The organism is Jiulongibacter sediminis (genome assembly GCF_001306455.1).
Classification (GTDB): Bacteria; Bacteroidota; Bacteroidia; order Cytophagales; family Spirosomataceae; genus Jiulongibacter; species Jiulongibacter sediminis.
In genome coordinates this window covers 1,011,000-1,029,974 of record NZ_LGTQ01000006.1, presented here as the reverse complement: position 1 = coordinate 1,029,974, position 18,975 = coordinate 1,011,000, and the positions used below count along the sequence as shown (strand labels likewise).

Genomic DNA, 18,975 nt, shown 5'->3' with positions numbered 1-18,975 from the left:
ATTTTAACTTAAACTTAATTTTCTATATCACCTTATTTCTCAAAACTCCAATTCCTTCAATTTCAAGCTCTACTACATCACCCGGCACAATGGGCCTGTGAACGCTGAATTTATTTTCAATCAGACTACCCCACCCTACTGTTCCTGAACCCAGAATATCACCGGGCATAAGCTGTACACCATTCTCAGAGGCTCGCTCTATCATCTCACCAAAAGAGTGGTAAACTGTTTTATAATTACCTTCACAAACAGTTACACCATTTATTCTGGCTTCCATTTTTACATTGAAACGATCGGCTTTGCGTTCAGGAGTTCGCAACGGCTCATTGAAAAATTCTTCAGAAAATGGTACCCGGTATTGTTCGAATTCATCGGCTGTTACAATGCAAGGACCAAAGGCATTGGCAAAGTCCTTCCCCTTGCAAGGCCCTAAAGGCATTTCCATCTCTCGTTTTTGGATGGCCCGGGCTGTCCAGTCGTTAAAAATGGTATACCCGAAAATATGAGCATCTGCCTTACCGGCTTCGATGTCCTTACCTCCTTTACCAATAATAGCTGCGATTTCCAGCTCCAAATCCATTTTGGTTTCTTTTGGAGGCCGTGCAATTTCATCCTCCGGTCCGTAAATCGCCTGATGATTGGTGAAATAGTAAATAGGCATTTCATACCATACTTCGCTGATGCTATGTCCAAATGAACGCGAAGCATTCAGCATATGCATTTCAAAACCAATATAATCGCGTACACTTCGCGGGTTTGGTAATGGCGGAAGCAATTTTACCTCATCGATTGAAAAATGAGGCTCAATTTTGCCAAGCTTTTCGATGATATCAAAATATGTTTCGTGATGATCAATAAACGTCAACATATCACCCGGAAGCTCCGGACTTGCCTTTTGCATATCCACAACATCATTTCCCTGAAGCCATCCTATGCTGGTTTTATTGTCTTTCTTACGAAATGTAATAAGTTTCATTTTTTTGTTTTTTTTGCCCTTCAACAAGCTCAGGGACCTCGGATTCAAACACTAAATCGGTGCCCCCAAGGCTCCTACAGTTCTCCCGATTAAAGCTCCGGGGTTAGCACCTTCGGGCAAAGGCTTTCCTTCAAATTCTAAAAGCTCCCATTCGCCGAGGGTTTCGGAAGCATTGACCACCATCATACATCGATCATAACGACGTTTCATGAAGGCTTCTAAAGCTATGTTTACTTCCGGATTCTTTTGTAACTCATCTGCTAATACTACTGCATCTTCAATAGCTAGAGCCGCTCCTGAACCCAATTGAGGAATGGTGGCATGAGCCGCGTCTCCAATAATAACCACCCGGTTTTTATACCAGGGGTTCGAAAGCCGAAGAGCCTCCAAAGGCCGATAATTGACAAGCTCAGCCCTTGTGACTTCTTTGATGGCATCCTGAGCAATTTTCACCGGGTACTCAGACATGTAATCCACCAGCTTAGGCACCAATTGTTCTTTGGGAATCGAGGGGTCTACACCTTCTGCAGAAACTAAAAACATGTACATGCTCTCTTCATTCATGGGGATAAACCCAATCTTGCTCCTGCGACCGTAATAAATATATCCTGTGTCTAAATCTTCATGTCTTTTGAAGGGGTATCGCCAAACCGAAAGGCCGACGTACCGCGGTTGCAAATCTTCAAAGACCATTCCCCGAACTTTCGAATTGATACCATCAGAAGCTATCAACAAATCATATTCTCCTTCAGAACCATCTGTAAAAGTGACGCTTACTCCATCTTCCCGGTTTTCAAGGTTTTCAACAGTTAAACCCATTCTAAAGGGAACTCCAAGTTTAGATGCTTCCTCAAACATCACTTCGTGAAGTACTCTTCTTGAAATACCGTTATGGCTCGGATATTTTTCATTGGCCGGAGCACCTGCCAGACCCACAGGATGCCCTCCTGCTGTAAACATTTTCACCTGACCATAAGGTGATCCTCTGCGAAGGGCCTCCTGCCCAATGCCCAGATCATCAAGTGCTCTTAGTGCATTTTGCTGTTGGATAATTCCAACACCATAAACATTGAATTCGGGAAGAATTTCAGCAATTTCAACATCAATACCGGCACGTCTGAGACCAATGGCTACAGATTGTCCTCCAATGCCACCTCCGACAACAAGTACTTTTTTTACAGCATTCATTTTTCAATTCTGGGTTGAGTTTGAGATCAGGCTTTTATTTTTTCTGCAATCCAATCGTACATATCTAACGTGGGCATAAAATCATCGACCTGACAGTGTTGAGCTCCGCTTTGCCCTTCGGGCACTATTTTCATTTCATGTTCACAGGTCAGGTGTTTCTCTAATTCAATGGCATGTGACACAAAATTCTGTTTATCTCCACCACCGTGCATAATGAAGGTCGGCATGGAAATTTTTTCAGCAACACCATTTTCCAAAGTGTATCCCTTGAGTTTCTCAAGTACTTCTTCGTACGACTCAGCATCCATGATATGCATGACAATTTCAGCCAGTGGATGTTTCCCGCTGCGACCGGCCCATACCGAATAGTAAGACCAGACTGCACCAAAAATCATACATACCTTAAATCGAGGCTCAAAAGCTGCACAACGAGCCGCCATATAACCTCCCATAGAGACGCCGGCAATACCAACACGGCTGGTATCCACTTCATCTCCGAGATTTTCCAGAATCCAATCAAGTACGGCAGTTCCTGCAACATTAAAGTCATAACGCGAATGAATATGATTTAGCCTTAATGCTGCTCCTTGTCCCGGCCCGTCTACGGCTAAAAGAGCAATCCCCCGCTCATTTAAATGATTTCCAATGCCAAAATACAATTCCTCCGCCAGGCTATCCAGACCGCCAAACATCAGCATCACCGGTGGATTTTTAACACCCGTAGGTTTGAATAAATACCCGGGCAAAAAAGAACCTTCAAAAGGAACTTCTATCTGCAAAGGCTTTTCGTCAAAGTATTTGATCGCTCTTAAAAATGCCTCCCGGGCTTTGATATAAGTTTCGTTTTTTCGCTCATCATGCAGATTCATAAAAAACTCTGCACTTCGTAAATAATTGAAAGCCCTCAGGTAGGTTCTTCGAGCTGAAACGAAGGCTTTTTTTTTCTCATACGCCTCTGCCCACTCAAAAACCTCATTGCCTTTTTTAAGCCAGGCGAGATTAAAAGTTTCTCTGTTTTCGGGATCAATTTCACTTGCAACTTCCAGTATTTCTGCAAACTCACCTCCACCATAATGGGCCTGAGTAAGAGCTCTGTTTACCTGATAAGAAGGCATGTAATGCCCGGGAAAATAATGCCACATATATTCTTGATATTTTGAATTTCTATTGTGTAAAAACAGGTTGACTTAAATGTCAACCGGCTTTACGGTTCCATCCTCTGAAAGCCCCAGTTTTTTCCCTTTCCCCATTTCTGCAAACGGGTTGGCCGATCCCCAGGCGTCATTCGGATTATCTTTGAGATAATGAACATCCAGATGGTCAGGAGCAAAAACCAGGCGGGCACAAGCGTAATACTCAAACAGAATTCCGCTTCCCGGATCAGTGATGTAAATGAAGAAACCTTCGTCAGCCTTATGGCGGGTAGGTGCTCCCATCACACTTTTGAAGCCCTTTTCGATGAAATAGTCGAGAGCCAATAGCACTTCTTCACGGCTATCAACATTCCAGCAAATGTGGTTTAGAACTGCCTCGTTTTCGCCAATATTTGGATCAGTAAAGACAGCAATATCATGAGAAAGGTTAGCAATTGTGTGTAACCCCCCGATAGGTGGCATGTCATCTGTCATTCTGATTTCATCCGGATTTTTCAAACCCATTCCCTTCCAAAAGGCCTTTTCTGCCGGGTATTTCCCTTTAGCCACCATATAAGTGACGTGGTCAAACCTTCTCGGGTTTGCACCTTTCAGTCGATTGCTTGAGTAACGGTCCGCATAAATACTTCCTCGTTCACCTTCTTCTCTCAACCAAACCACATCCCAGAACACCTCGTGCATGTGGCCGTCCGGCGATTGAAACCGATAGGCCTTCCCATGCCCCAAATCACCATCATGCCAGCCGCGACCAGCACCAATATTTTCAAGATAGGCGACACATTCTTGCAAAGCTTCCGGGCTATCGGCACGCCAGCCAATATGTCCAAGGCCGGATTGTTCACTTTGAGTTAATTTAAGTGTATGATGAAAGTAATCTCCCCAGGCTCTCAGGTAAACTGAATTTTCCTCTCTACCGGTCTCATCCATTCCTACAACGTCTCTAAAAAACTCAACAGACTTCTCCAAATCTTTTGTGAGTACCTCAACATGGGCCATTTGAGATAGGAAATGCGGGTTCTTTGCCATATAAATGATACTATTTGCTTTTTGAATTGTACAAATTTAAGTCATAGACCTGTTTCTTTTGAATCAGATTCATTCCTAAAATATTCACTATCAATCCAATTTATTTAAATAGTTTTCATTTTGAGCCTCCTGATATTCAATTTTGGCTTTAACTAATCGAAACTTCTATTTCAGAAATCTATGACTTATGAGTATTGAGTCAACGGAGAAAAGAAACTCAGATCTTACTCGGTTTTAAAATAAACCATCCCTTTCCGTGTGAAGAATGAAATCTTCCATGATTACCGTATATTTCATGGCTCAAAATTTTCAAGCCAAGGCCCCGCCATCAGCGGCAAAAGCTACCCCGGTTATAAAGCTTGATTTCTCGGAACAAAGCCAAAGAATGACATTTGCAATTTCTTGTGGGGTTCCCATTCGCTTCATGGCCTGAAAATCAATCGCTGCCTGACGGGCCTCCGGGTTATGGGCGAGTTTTCGACGTCCTTCCATGATCATTGGAGTTTCAATTGCTGTAGGACAAACAGCGTTAACCCGAATATGATCAGTTGCGTATTCTTTGGCCGCAGTTCGGGTTAAACCAACCACCCCATGTTTGGAAGCGGCATAAGGAGAGTTTTCGGGCTGAGCAATCAGCCCCGCAGCAGAGGAAAGATTGACAATGGAACCTCCGCCATTGACTAACATCTGAGCAAGTTGATATTTCAAGCAATACCAGGTTCCTGTAAGATTTACCTCGATCTGTTGTTTCCAAAATTCTTCAGGGTACTCATGAATTCTTTTTGAAACCGGCCCAGCTATACCAGCGATGTTGGCCGCACAGTCTAATCGGCCAAACCTCTCAACCGTTTGCTGAATCGATCGCTCAACTTCGTCGGGACGGGCAATATTTAAGGGAAGACAAAGGACTTCTCCTCCCATATCCGAAATTTCCTTTCCGGTCTGGGAAGCACCTTCAGCGTTAATATCACAAACAACAACATGAGCTCCATCTCGTGCGAATGCTAAAGCCGTAGCTTTACCAATACCTGAACCCGCTCCCGTTACGTAACAGACCTTATTCAAAAATTCCATACAAATACGAATTTGACCCCATTCTTTTTAATGCTCCATTACCTCGGGTAATGGCAATCCATTGACTTCAAAAGCTTTGGCCTCTGTGAGCACAAAAATGATTCGGCAAATATTATTATTACTTGGATTCCTCCATTTATGAATGGTGCCCCTCTGAACAATAACCTCCCCGGCATTTACGGTCTTAAAAACACCGTGATCTAACTCCAGCTCAATGGAACCAGAAATTACTATTCCATAATCTATACTACTGGTGCGATGCATTGGAGAAGAAGCTCCCGGAAGCATATCTACTACTCGAAGTACTGAACCTTGCTGAATGGTTGTCCCGGCATCCCGAAGTCGGCCATCTGTTTCGTCATTACAGTCTGCAGGTAAACTTTCGGAAGTCCAAAGAGTGGCCATGGCTGCATCTCCAGTAGGTATGACTAAAGGTTCAATTAAATCATCATCTCTGAAAATTGCTGATCCGTCACTATCATGACCTGTTACAATTCGTCGAATTTTATCCATGACTTTACTCCAAAGAGATCAATTTCACTTTTCCTAGAATACCCGCTGGATAAAGAGGGCTGTTTGGAGCATAAAATGGCATGGTCGTAAACGTCTCCTTTTCTTCACCTTGTTTCGCAGCATCGCCAACCAACTTGTTTACCCAGGTGTTGGTGACTTTAATTTCCAGCGTGTTTATTCCTTTTTTGATAGCTCCGGTTAGGTCAGCTTGATAGGGCTTCTTCCAGATGGTGCTTACAACCTGACCATTCAATGAAACCTCAGCAATATTTTTCAAATCCTCCAACTCTAACAAATAGGTCTCATTGGAATTAATTTTCTTCTTTTTGAAGCTTAAGGAGTATACTGCCGTACCGCTGAAATGTTTAGTATTCTCGTCTTCCGTCCACGAAACCAGATGCGTCATTTGTTTTGAGAGTCCATCAAAATTGACATTCCACTGACCAGCAATCACCTGCTCCGATTTTTTAACGGGCAAGGCCACAGCTACCTGATTTTGAGCCGAAGGCTCATCAAAAACAACAAATACGGCATCCCAGGATTTCAAATGAAGAGGCACTTCCGTTCTGCCATCTTTTTGGGAATACGCCAGTTCCGTAATTTCACCTGTTTCCGCATTCCAAAGTTTTGGAGTTTTGTTACTAACATTGAAGCTAATCGTCGCTTCAGTTGGCTCTACATTTCGGTTATTCAACCAATAAATATCAGCATCTTCTGTTTTTCTATGACGGAACAAAACCTTATGATCTGTTCCGTTCACTAAAACATCCGGCGATGAATCTATACTTACATTTGGCCCTACATTACTTCTGCTCCAAATAGCATTGGCCAGTTTTTCAAAATACCACTGATTATCAACCAGAGATGGAGATTTTACAGGTTTTTTACCAATAATTTTTACCCCATTGGTAGCCAACTCTCCAATTTTCTGCAGAGTGGAAAGTGTCATTTCGCTCGTACTTTCATCCAGCATTAAAACCTTATATCGATTTCCGGAAGGAGCTACCAATTCTCCCTGATCATTGGCCTTGATCGCCTCTTTCAAGATAGAAGCACTCACAAAATCCCATTCATACCCTTCAGGGGTTTCAGGAAGTTTCTCACGACTCACCCATGTGGCATTTGTATTTTCTCCATACAGATAAAGGATGTCAGCGACATTCTGACCTTGTTGCATCATGTAGGAGCTTCTGCCCAGATAACCTATCCAGGCTCTGGCACCTGCTCCACTCCAGGTTTCCAAACGACTGAAATATTGCCCGAATGGTCCTAAAGAAAAACCCGGGCCTTTATCCAGAGGCTGGTGAACTGAAGTGTGAATTACAAAACGATTCAGACCGGAAGCCAGCTCGAGATCAGCCGTTCTTTTGAGCTTCTCCGGGTATTCCTGAAAAGACTTACCAACAGAAGTCATCGACTCTGCCGCTACATACGGTTTACCATAAATATTGGCCACAGATGCTGCCTCACGAATATCAGCCTCACTGCGTGGTTCTTCATCTTCTCCTCCGGCAAGGCTGCCCGGAGTCCACATGGCTGACATAGGAATGTCTGCATTCTTTTTCACATCCATACCGTCAGCCAAATAAATCCGTTTGTTTTCGTGTGATTCGGTATAACGTTTCATCCCTCTTTTATGCAATTCTTCACCGATCACCTCATAATGATTATCAACAATCATTTCACCAATGGTTTTACGGAAATCCCAAAGGAATTTTTCGCTGGCTTCCATGCTTTTGACCACCCGGCCGGTTAAAGCAGGCAGCCATGGAAGCAGATCATATCCTCTTCTTCTTTTAAATTCTTCAGGAAAATCATGCGTCCAGTTCATATGACCTGCTTCGTAGCTATCCAAGATCATATAACCCAAACCATTCTCTCCCATTTGATTTCCGGTGGCATCCTGATACATATCTAGGTAAGCATTGATATAGGTTCTCACCGCGTTTTCATCCAGCTTATCCACTTCCAGACCTGTAGCTTCGGGTGATGCCGGATGATTCTCACGCCCGGTCAGGGAATAGCCCAATCTCAGAATCATCCATTCTCCCGGTGGAACCTCCCAGGTTAAACTACCATCTTCCGCCATTTTGGAGCTAAGGTTAATGATATTTTGTGGAGCAATGACGTCATCTGATGCTGAACCACTTTCCAGACCTGTTTCTGTCCATGGCATAAATCCGGCCTTATCTTCCCATTGATCAATTCGGCTTGTATTAAATAGGACAAACTCCCCAACTTTTACTCCTTGCGGCTTGGCCTCGGTAACGCCCATCATTCGCATAATCGGGCTCAGCTCAGGCTTCATGGTTGTAAAACACATACGCCAGTATTTTGCCGTGGTTTCAGGAATTGACATCGTATTGAAAGCCACATAGCTGCCGGTCATCCGAACCACCTCTCTGAAATTAATCCCATCATCCGAGACTTTCAGAGACCTGTTCAATGGAACTCCGTTAAACTGAGCCAGACGATCTTCTGATGCCCCGGCAACTCCAAATGCTTTGAATGTTTGTGGTTCATCAAAAGCATATTGAATATACATATCCTGACCTACTTCTGTTGGTGGAATTTCAAATCGGGTGACAATGTCATGATCCAGCAATTTACTCACATCAAAATCACCTCCGCTCACAGAAATTTTAGGATGAGCATCCATCAGATGTTTTTCCGTTTCAGGTAGTTTGTAGGCGATTACATAGGCATCCCTGTAAAAATGTGGCAGTTGATGATTGCTCTCATCACTCAGCACCGCTTCTCCAACCATGGGCACATCCTGAAAAGGTCCCGCCACATCAGAAGGTTGAGGTATTTTACCCGAAAATGTTTGACCACCTTTCAGTAAAACTTCTGACCAGACATATTTCTTCATACCGTGCTCCGGCTTTACCCAAGGGCCTCCGGTAACACTCCAACCCGGTGAGCCGGCGATGGCCATTTCCAAATCTTTTTCTTTGGCAAGATCAGTTGTGAACTTAAAAGCCTCCTTCCATTTGGGTGTCATGAAAACAAGCTTTTCTTTCACCACTGGTGGAGTCATCAGGTTGGCATCAAAATTTTGGAAGCCGCCTATGCCTGTTCGTTCCATCCAGTCGAGGTCTTTTTGAATGCCTTCTTTGGTGACGTTGCCATTCATCCAGTGCCACCATACTCGAGGTTTGGCCGAATTTGGCGGGTTTTGGAAATTTTCAGGTGATTGAGCTGTGGCCGTAAGAGCCAGCAAGGTCAAGGCCAATGCTGATTGTAAATTTTTCATAGGTTAAGGTTTTCATTAGGTCATAGCAAAACTACGCATTCCCCCTTCTTAAGCTGTCCTGTACTGAACCGTATTTATTAAAACAAAAAAGCACCGCCAATGCAGTGCTTTTTATCGATAGTTTTATCGGATCAAATATCTGAATACTCTGTGGGATAGAGGTAATACTGCGTGTTCTTTGACACATTATGCTGGTATTTCGGGTCAGATTTTAGTTTGTCCCAAACCGGCGAATCTACGAATGACTTCCAATGAGCATCACGGTCTTCCTTATTTTCAAAGGTGGTCATATACATTAGGTTTGGCATATGACTACCGGTAACCACCTCACCGTAGAAAACGGCGTTAAAGTTCAAATCTTTAAATAAAACGACTTCTCCGCCCGCGTTAAACATATCCACTTTGTTCCGATACAATTTTTCAGTCGGGCCTTCGTAACTTCTCAATTCATAGAATCGCTCACTTTTAGGCCCCTTTAGGTTCGGAACAGCCATTTGAGGAGCATCAACAAAGGCTTTCAGAATAATTGACTCAAAACGATCATAAGGGGCATCATTATATGCGGCATTGATATAGTCATTTCCGGCGGCCTGATAGGCTTTATCCACGGCCAGCTTTTCTTCAATTTTCATCACATCAGAAGGAGCTTTAAGTGGTGTAAAAACATACACTTTTTTGCCGGCATCGTCGGTATCTTTTCTGGGCTTAAAAACACCAACAGTACTGATACCCATTCGGTGTAAGGCTGGCAAATAGGCCTCCGAGAGGTAGGCATCCAGGCGGTCTTCCTGGTCTTCAGAACTAATTGAATAAATTTTGATTTCGTAAAATTCTCTTTTGGCTGCCTGCGTAACCAACACACTACTGATCAGCAAAAGGATTGTCAGACCTAAAGACTTTTGAATTATTTTCATCGGTTTCAATATGGGTTTATTTTCTACTTTAAGGGAGGACAAGTTAGTCATCTCCTTTCAAGAATCCATGACAGGCAGGCATCTATCCATTGCACTTTGGCTTCAGGGTTGGTCATTCCGAAACCGTGTCCCCCTTTTTCGTAGAAGAAAGATTCTACCTCAACCCCATGCTGCAGCAGTGAAGAAATGAATAACAGGCTATTTTCGACGGGCACCACTTTATCATCAACGGCATGCATGATGAAAGTAGGCGGGGTATCTTTTGTCACCTTAAGTTCATTTGAATACTCTTCAATTTGATCCAGTGCCACTGGATAATATTTCAGCGACTTGCCAAATTTTTGTTCATAAGAACCAAGGGCCATTTCTCCAACAAGATTATATCGTGAACCGTTATGTGCTACTCCATCCTTAAAACTGATGACTGGATAATTCAGAATCAAAAAACCTGGCCGAAGGCTAGTGTTCAGCGGATTAGATATTTGTGCTTTGCCAAAATGGGTACCTACCGTAGAAACCAGATGCCCTCCGGCAGAGCTGCCCATGATGCCGACTTTCGTTGGGTCAATACCCCATCCTCCAGCTTTTTCACGTACAAGTTGAATAGCCCTTTGAGCGTCCTGCAAAGGCACAACTTCTTTGTTTTTTACATACTTAGGGTTCGGGAGCCGGTATTTCAAAACAATGCCTGCGATTCCGTTCTCCTGTAATTTTTTGGCGATATCATGACCTTCATGTTGCATCGCCAGCCCGGTGTATCCGCCGCCCGGGGAAACGATAACCGCGGTGCCTGTATTTTTACTTTGCTCAGGCAAATAAAGGGTCAATGTTGGAGTCAAAACGGTGGTAAACCATCCCGGATTTTCTGCTCCGGTAGACTCCTCATCTGTTGTTTCCAATGAATTGGGTGGCAGGCCATCGTATAGGGGAACTACTTGCTGGGCAAAGGTAATTTCAGTTGCCAGTAGTAATAGAATGATTAATTTTTTCATGTTCGTCAATTTAGTCTCAGTATAACTCTTTTCGTCGAATTTGGAAACACAGAGGACACCATGGAGGCAAGGAGGGCCACGGAGTTATTTAAGAGCTTCAAGGACCAGTTTTTCCATGATTTTGAAGCCTTCGGCGGTAGGGTGCACACCGTCTGCGGCCAGTTCAGGGCTAAGGCCGTTTGACTCATTTTTCATGGCAGAGTGGTAGTCGATGTATTTCAAAACTCTCTCCTTAGCCAGGCTTTTCAGACGTTCATTAAGCTTTACGATTTCTGCGGAACGGTCACCCAAGGCCAACCTCCACTCAAATTTGGTTGCGGGTAATACCGAAGCAATCAACACCTGAATACCGTTTTGTTCAGCAATGTCAATCATGGATTCGATATTGCCGATGGTGAAATCTTCATCATACGGACCGGTGTTTTCGGCAACGTCATTGGTTCCGATGTGAATGATCACCTTCTCAGGATGTAAATCCACAACATCCTGTCTGAAACGAACGAGCAGTTGCGAGGAGGTTTGACCACTGATCCCACGACCTACAAACTGATTTCGTTTAAAGAAATCTTCATCCTGACGGTACCATCCTTCGGTGATGGAATTACCGAGAAATACGACTTTTTGAGCTTCACCATTGAGTTTTGCATTAGCCTCTTTGTATCGATCCATTCCTCCGAAATTTCTTCTCAATCTTTCGGCTGCCATTCGTTCACCTTTCTCTACTTCAGCTTCGCCAAATTGCTTTTCGTATTTGCTGGGTCTGATTTTATCTCTCAAACCTTGATCCCTTAGCCAGTCACCGAAACGATCATACCAGCTATCTACCGGCAGCTTCTGCTCCCGCATCCCGAAACCATGGCCTCCTTTCTCATAAATATGTAGTTCAGCCGGTTGGCCAGCATCAAACCACTTTTTATAGATGGATATACTCATAGGCATCATTTTTAGTTGATCATCACCGGCTACACAAACAAAAATAGGTGTTTTCTCTACCGGGATTTTTGAACCAATCACTGCTGGCTCATAGGCATAAATGGGAGCCACAAAATTAGGTCTGTCTTTCTCGGTGCCATTATATACCACCGACATGGTCAGCGTACCACCGGCAGAAAAGCCCATGAAGCCAATTTTATCAGGATTAATCTCCATTTCTTCAGCATGCTTTCTCACATATTCAACAGCTTTAAGACCATCGGCTGTTGCCAGCCTTACATAGGGTTCATTTTCTTTATCCAAAGCATCGAAGTTTGCCATTTTTGGCATGAGCTCTTTAACCGGATCATCCGTAAAACTGGGAGCAACCCTATATTTGAGCACGAAAGCAGCTATTCCTTTACTATTGAGCCATTTGGCCACATCCACTCCTTCATTATTGATACTCAAGGTGTGGAATGCCCCTCCGGGAGCTACAATAATCGCTGTGCCGGTATTGAGGTGTTTTTCGGGAAGGTAGGCCGTTATTGTTGGTTCCTTCACATTATACACCACCTCCGTGTTAAACATATTTTTCGTAGAAGTAGCTTCACTCCAGGTGGCATTTTCGGAACCGGGAGGTACGCCATCGTATAGCTTGATAACTTCCTGAGCATTGACAAATTGACTTCCGAAAAGAAGAAGCAGACATAGAAAAGATCTCATTATTTTAAGATAGAGTTGATTTGGAGTCCAATTTAAAAGAAAAAAGAAAGGTTAACACGGCTAAAGCCGCAGCCACCCAAAGAAATGCCGAGGCATCATAGGTATCTGAGAGCATTCCGGCCAAGGCTGGCACCAAAACTCCACCAATGATTTCGCCCACGGCGGTGATTAATCCAATGGCCTTCGCTTTTAGCCGTCCCGGAACAGCTTCTGATGGAATGACGGCCGCAGCTACCGGGATTAATCCCATCATAAAATAGGTCAAGAACATTGCAGGTAAATGAAGACCTGACCCACTCAAAGAATAAACAGCAAACGGATAGAAAGCTCCAATGAGACTAAAAATGAGTAGGATTTTTTTCCGACCAAATTTATCAGATAAACCCGGCACTAAAACTGATGAAAGCAGGCCTGAGACCCCGAGAAGCCCCATTGTTTTTCCCATTTCATCGCCGGTCATCCCTTGTTGATTTACAAAATAGTTTGAAATAAATGGCAGAGTGGCAAACCACCAGCCAAAAACACAGCAGGCAATGGCCATACCCCAGCGAACATTGGTATAGCTCCATAATTCTTTAAGATTCAGGCCCTGGTCACGCTCCGCTATTCCTTCACTTTCTGTGGTTGATTTTTTCAGTAAGAACCAGCTTAAAAGACCCATCATCAAACCGGGAACACCAGCGATATAAAAAGCCGAACGCCAGCCCATATTCTCGGCAATTTGAACCAGAATAACCGGTGCCAGAATAGACCCGAAGAGAGCTGAACCTACCGCCTGCAAAAGGCCGGTGTTCAGTCCAAGTCGACCCGGTGAAGACTCTTTCTCAACAAAATTCTGAGCCAAAGGAATGACAGGCCCTTCGGCAAAACCCATTACCATTCTGGCCAGCAAAAGCCCGCCAAAAGTCATGGCTAAGCCGGAGCCAAAAGAACAGAGCGAAAACACAAAAACCCCCGCAAGAAAAACCAGCCGTTTTCTGTTTTTTGCCTCCGCCCATGCGGTAGAAAAGAAACTGGAGAAGGCCCAAGCTAAAGACAGCACTCCGGCTAAAAGGCCTATCTGTGTGTTGTTCAGATTCAAATCCTCTGACACATAGGGCATCAGAAAATTGAGCGAGAGTCTGTCAAAAAACAAACAACCGAAGGTGAGTGCCATCAGCAGCACCACCCTGTTTTCATAGGTGAAAAGTTTTTTCATTTCAATTAAGGGTTGAAGGGTGCAAAGGGTGTGGAATTGGTAGCTTCAGGAAGTCACAACTCTATCTGAAGAGCAAGGGAGCTAAATCCAGCAGGTTTCTTCTCCACTCCCTGAACGTATGGGCATAGCTTCCATTCTGGTATTGATAGCTAATACCGAAGCCATCAAACATTTCCATCATATTCAGATTGTTTTGATAAGCGATGTCTGTCTCCCCTCCCATGTAGATTTTGAAGACTTTGAAATTATTAATTTCCTTGTTCGTCATCACATCTACGTGCTTATCCTTTATCTCTTGAATATTAGGCGGGAAATACCCCGTACTCATCGGGAAGACATAGCTGAATAATTCTGGGTTCCATAGGGCCGTATTCAAGGTTTGAACTCCACCCATTGATAATCCGGCAATAGCCCGATGTTCACGATCTGACAAGGTTGGATAATTGGAATCAATAAAAGGAATTACAGTATGGACCAGGTCCCGGCAAGCAGGATCTTGCCAATAACCCGCTCCCATAAAGAAGCCCGGGATACCGGTATGCCCGGCAGGCATTACAACGATCATGGGTTCAATTTTACCTTCGGCATAAAGGTTGTCCAAAATCAAATTGGCCCGGCCAGCGGTTGTCCAGCTGGCATCATTATCGCCTCCGCCATGTAGAAGATAGAGTACCGGCAACTTCTGAGTTTTGCTTATTTCGTCATAATTTGGCGGGAGATAAACATGAAGTCTGCGGGTAACACCATCTAAGGTTTCAGATTTGTACCAAACTTTTTCTACCCTTCCATGAGGCACGTCCTGCAGTGTTTGAAATTCATTTTCCTCACCTGATATCTCAAAAAGATTTGAGTAGCCGCTGTTACTTTCTTTTGAAAGAGAATTCTTTGGATCAAAGACCTTCAGGTCATCAACATAAAAATCATAGGTGTACACATCAGGGCTTACAGGCCCTGATGTGGTCGCTGACCAAACTCCAATTTCTGACTTCTCCAGAGTTAAACCCGGAAAGCCGCCGGTAAAATCACCGGAAACCCTAACTTCGGAAGACTTTGGGGCATAAATGCTGAATTTCAGTTTACCATCTTCCTGAATCTGAACTGATTTTAAGGTATCATTAGGTGTTGGAGTACGGTTGGGAAATTGGGCAAAAGCCAATGAACCCAATAAAAAGAATAAGGCGGTTAAGGTATTCTTCATTGATATTTATGTTTTAAAAACTTGTCAATCCTTCATCAAACTTGAAAAACTCATAGCCGGCACCTTCCAGATAACCTGGTACATCCGACTTTTGATTTTGAGCGGCTTCATCATTAACAGGGGTTGAGAATGGCATTTTACCACCCGGTGTAAACTTTCCGGACACCACATCTAAAATGGCTTCAGGTGTATTACCAAAGGTGGCCAGCACTGCCGGAATATTCTCTTCGCCGCCTGTGTATAATTCATCAATCGCCCATGGATTGGTATAATTGACCACCAAAACAGTTGGCTTCTCAGTCAGTTTTTTCAGATAATCCAAATCGACCCCATTATTGGAGAGATTGACATGAAGCGGATCACCCTGCGATTGAAACAGAGAAGGAGCTTTAGGAATCAACCAAAGTAATACCACATCAGCCTCCTCAGCAGTGCCTACAAAGTCAACATCCCAGCTGTTATTTTCCGGTTGATAAACATTTGATGGTGAGCCATCTCTACTCTGCATATAAGTCTCAAAATAGACCTTCGTTCTGGCCTTAATTGGTAAAGCCTCTTTTTCGTTTCTCAAAAGCACAATTGACTTTCTCAAAGCCTCATCAGCCGCCTTTTGAAAGACTTCATTTCCAACAATTTTACTCGCTTCAGCCTCATCTACGTAAGGGTTTTCAAAAAGACCCAAACGGAACTTTTCAGCCAGTATTTTCTGAACTGACTCATCGATAAGAGGCATCAGCTCCGGATAAGTATGAATGGTTTCAATCAAAAGAGTGGGGTCTGCTGTTCCCGAAAAAAGATTAACACCTGCTTCCAAAGCCTTTTTATATCGCTCAATTATAGACAAATCTTCTACGCCCCAAGGCATCATTTCAATAGGACCTGTATCCGAGTTAATAATCCCTTTGAAGCCCAATTCCCCTCTCAGAATTTCCTGAAGGATTCGCTTATTGTAGGCAAAACCAACCTCTTCATATTCTGTTCCTGAAGGCAAAGAATAGTAAGGCATTATGGCCGAAGTACCGGCGTCAATAGCCGCTTTAAAAGGAATTATGTTGTTATCAAACATTCCACCCGGGTAAACCTCTCTTTTACCCCAATCAAAATGCGGGTCTTGTCCGCCTTCTCCCGACCCCCCTCCGGGGAAGTGTTTCGTCGTCAAAGCGACAGAACCAGAGCCCAGGCTCACGCCCTGAAAACCCAGAACTATTTCACGCATTACTTTGGCCGAGAGTTCAGCATCTTCACCAAATGTACCTTCGATTCGCTGCCAACGCGGTTCAGTGGCCAAATCAGCCATGTACATATAACCCTTGTTTATCCCAACAGCTCTCCATTCCTGCCGTGAGATATCCGCAAACTCCCTAACCATGTCAAAATCTCGCATTGCGGCCAATCCCAGTTCTCCGGGGAAAGCCGTAAAGGCAGTTCTGCCCATGGTCAAACCAATGGAAGCGTCAATAGAGATATGATTTCGTGGGTTAGACGCTATCGTTGCAGGAATTCCGAAATCGTCCTCCTCACAAAGTGCTTGTAAGTTATTCGCCCATTTAGCCAAGGTATCAACGGCTGTATTGGCCCTTAGAATAAAACTTCTTTTGTAAAACTCTGTAACGTCTTTAGTCGTACCTGCCGATGACATCATGGGCACAGGAAGTGGCTTTCTGGTAAAGAAATTCACCTCACTGACATTATCATTTTCATTAAAATTGCTTGTAACCGGCTTTCCGGCCTGGCCACGGCCAAACATAGCATCATTTTCCAGCTGAGTGGTACTAATCAGCATCAAGCCCACTTTCTGCTCCGTGCTTAAACGGGCAGTTAGATCTGCACTTCGTTCTTCTGCTGAAAGCCTCCAATCTTCATAGGCATCCAGCTCTCCGTTCCGATTGAGGTCTTTAAACTGTAAACCTTCAATTTCGATAACGTTTACCGACCGGGAACCTAACTCAGGCTGTTCCACCTTGTCTGTGCCATTATTCTGGCAGCTAAAAACACCATAACTCAGGGATAAACTCACAAGAGCTATACTTTTAATTCTCTTATTCATGTCTTATTTCTATAGGGTTATAACCAATTCTATGAGCAACTACTACAAACTCCTTCCCAGGCACCGCATCAACCGGTTTGTGATAGATATTCCAATGCTGATTGTCAGGATTTCCCCCTCGTTCCACAATTTTATAAGCCAGAGTAGCTCCGGGAGTAGAACAGGTTACAATAAACTGACTTCCGGAACCATCAGCTTTGGCCACTTTCTTTATTTCCGGGGTAGCTGTTTGCGGCTTATGACCTTCCGGCCAGATTTTGGTCAGGAGTGAATCTTCAGGGATTAAGTTGAGGTCATTGGTGGAGCTGATCCAGTTTTCCAAAGCCTTTTTTAATTCAGTTTTCTTTGCCTGAAGAGCAGCCTCTCCGGCAATATCATGCAACTGATGGGGATCATTCCAGGTATCATACAGTTCCTCCTCAGGCTTTGTTTCAGCAAACCAAAGAGCTTGCTCCGGAGTCAGTTTTCCTTCATCCCGCAGGCGATAAAGCTCCTGCATGATTGGCATTTGGTCACGATAGCTGACATGAAGAAAACGGGGCAACTCAGGTTTGAAATTTCTGACATACAGATACCGGCTATCCCGAACAGCACGAAGGGCGTCAGTCGACTCATCATAACGATCTGATGCGGCATAAATGTATTCTCTTTCTTTAGCTTCATAAGATCCGGCAAATGCTTTTCCATTCATGTAGGCAGGCGGCTCAATTCCAGCCATTGACATCGCAGTAGGGGCGAAATCAACAAAACTGATCAGTCGGTCTTCGCGGGTTCCTGCTCTTTCTTTATTGGGGTATCGAATAATCATGGGTACCTGCAAACCGGAATCATAAATCAGCCTTTTCTGACGCGGAAGCGGACCGCCATGATCCGTAAACCAGACGATAATGGTGTTCTCCAATTCACCGGCATCTTTCAACTCCTGAATCATTTCTCCTACCTGAGCATCCATTTCTTTAATATTGGAATACATCCGTCGGATATCTTTTTTGGCAACCTCAGTATTTGGCAAATAAGGCGGAACAGGCACTTCCAAGTCCTCATCTACCCAGAGAGAATCTTTGGCTTTAGCCCAGATTTGGGACTCATGCGTGACCATAAAAGTCTTCATGGCAAAGAAAGGCTGTCCTTCCTTCCTGTTTTTCCAATGAGCCTGAGGGCTGCATTCATCCCAGGCGGTAAGGGTACGTCTGAACTGGTAATCTTCCTTTGAATTATTGGTACAGTAGTAACCGGCTTTTCTCAAATACTCGGTGAACATCTTCACCTCAGGAGCCGGGACGGCCTCATAAAAACGAGCTCCATCTTTTTCCTGCTGTTCAAACATTTTTTCAGCAGCCGGTGGTAAAGGCCACATAAACCAAGGGCCTGTACGCATATGATTCGCCCCCATTTGCGTCGGGTACATCCCTGTCGCCAGAGCAGATCTGGAAGGAGCACAAACCGGGGAAGGAGAAAATACATTTTCATATACCACACCCTCACTGGCCAGCCAATCAAGGTTAGGTGTAGAAACTGTGGAGTCTCCGAAGGCTGCAATATAAGGACTCAGATCCTCTGCCACCAGCCAGAGAATATTAGGTGGCTTCTCCGAAGAATTTGGTTTCTCACTCTGATTAAAACTAAAAAAGGCAAACGCAAGCAAAAAGAGGACGAGTGCCTGTCGGATTGATTTCATTATTCAATAGGTTATTATTCCAAAACAGTTGATTACAACTAAAATACAGCATTCTCACCAAGGGGCAACACCTTTACCAGCCCAATCAACAGAATACTCTACCACCATTCACTTTTGAAGGAC

At 44.0% G+C, this 18,975-nt stretch carries 14 protein-coding genes; all 14 read right to left on the bottom strand.

Features of this window, described 5'->3' with window-relative positions:
* Window positions 1-22: 22 nt before the first annotated feature.
* A complete protein-coding gene (locus AFM12_RS10330) occupies window positions 23-976 on the bottom strand; it encodes a fumarylacetoacetate hydrolase family protein (protein WP_055147955.1) in 954 nt (317 codons plus the stop codon).
* A 51-nt stretch (window positions 977-1,027) separates the two neighbouring features.
* Entirely contained in the window at window positions 1,028-2,164 is a 1,137-nt protein-coding gene (locus AFM12_RS10325) for an FAD-dependent monooxygenase (RefSeq protein ID WP_055147603.1), read from the bottom strand.
* A gap of 26 nt (window positions 2,165-2,190) precedes the next feature.
* Window positions 2,191-3,306, bottom strand: coding sequence for an alpha/beta hydrolase family protein (locus AFM12_RS10320; RefSeq protein WP_055147600.1), 1,116 nt, complete (start codon window positions 3,304-3,306; stop codon window positions 2,191-2,193).
* 45 nt (window positions 3,307-3,351) lie between these two features.
* Entirely contained in the window at window positions 3,352-4,344 is a 993-nt protein-coding gene (locus AFM12_RS10315) for a VOC family protein (protein ID WP_055147597.1), read from the bottom strand.
* A gap of 309 nt (window positions 4,345-4,653) precedes the next feature.
* The gene (locus AFM12_RS10310) at window positions 4,654-5,418 is read right to left on the bottom strand and encodes an SDR family NAD(P)-dependent oxidoreductase (protein ID WP_055147594.1); all 765 of its coding nucleotides are present in this window, start codon (window positions 5,416-5,418) and stop codon (window positions 4,654-4,656) included.
* 27 nt (window positions 5,419-5,445) lie between these two features.
* Entirely contained in the window at window positions 5,446-5,931 is a 486-nt protein-coding gene (locus AFM12_RS10305) for a cupin domain-containing protein (RefSeq protein WP_055147591.1), read from the bottom strand.
* Between the two features lie 4 nt (window positions 5,932-5,935).
* Window positions 5,936-9,187, bottom strand: a complete 3,252-nt coding sequence (locus tag AFM12_RS10300) for a glycosyl hydrolase (RefSeq protein WP_055147588.1) — start codon at window positions 9,185-9,187, stop codon at window positions 5,936-5,938.
* 131 nt (window positions 9,188-9,318) lie between these two features.
* Entirely contained in the window at window positions 9,319-10,101 is a 783-nt protein-coding gene (locus AFM12_RS10295) for an NIPSNAP family protein (protein ID WP_055147952.1), read from the bottom strand.
* Window positions 10,102-10,148: 47 nt separating this feature from the next.
* Complete coding sequence (locus AFM12_RS10290) at window positions 10,149-11,093, bottom strand: alpha/beta hydrolase (RefSeq protein ID WP_055147586.1); 945 nt, start codon at window positions 11,091-11,093, stop codon at window positions 10,149-10,151.
* Between the two features lie 84 nt (window positions 11,094-11,177).
* Complete coding sequence (locus AFM12_RS10285; protein ID WP_055147583.1) at window positions 11,178-12,731, bottom strand: GDSL-type esterase/lipase family protein; 1,554 nt, start codon at window positions 12,729-12,731, stop codon at window positions 11,178-11,180.
* A gap of 4 nt (window positions 12,732-12,735) precedes the next feature.
* Complete coding sequence (locus AFM12_RS10280) at window positions 12,736-13,929, bottom strand: MFS transporter (RefSeq protein WP_055147580.1); 1,194 nt, start codon at window positions 13,927-13,929, stop codon at window positions 12,736-12,738.
* Between the two features lie 61 nt (window positions 13,930-13,990).
* Entirely contained in the window at window positions 13,991-15,127 is a 1,137-nt protein-coding gene (locus tag AFM12_RS10275) for an esterase (RefSeq protein WP_055147577.1), read from the bottom strand.
* A 13-nt stretch (window positions 15,128-15,140) separates the two neighbouring features.
* Complete coding sequence (locus tag AFM12_RS10270; RefSeq protein ID WP_055147574.1) at window positions 15,141-17,174, bottom strand: glycoside hydrolase family 3 protein; 2,034 nt, start codon at window positions 17,172-17,174, stop codon at window positions 15,141-15,143.
* Window positions 17,167-18,852, bottom strand: a complete 1,686-nt coding sequence (locus AFM12_RS10265) for a sulfatase family protein (RefSeq protein WP_055147571.1) — start codon at window positions 18,850-18,852, stop codon at window positions 17,167-17,169. The genes AFM12_RS10270 and AFM12_RS10265 overlap by 8 nt, the downstream gene beginning before the upstream one ends.
* Window positions 18,853-18,975: the final 123 nt, after the last annotated feature.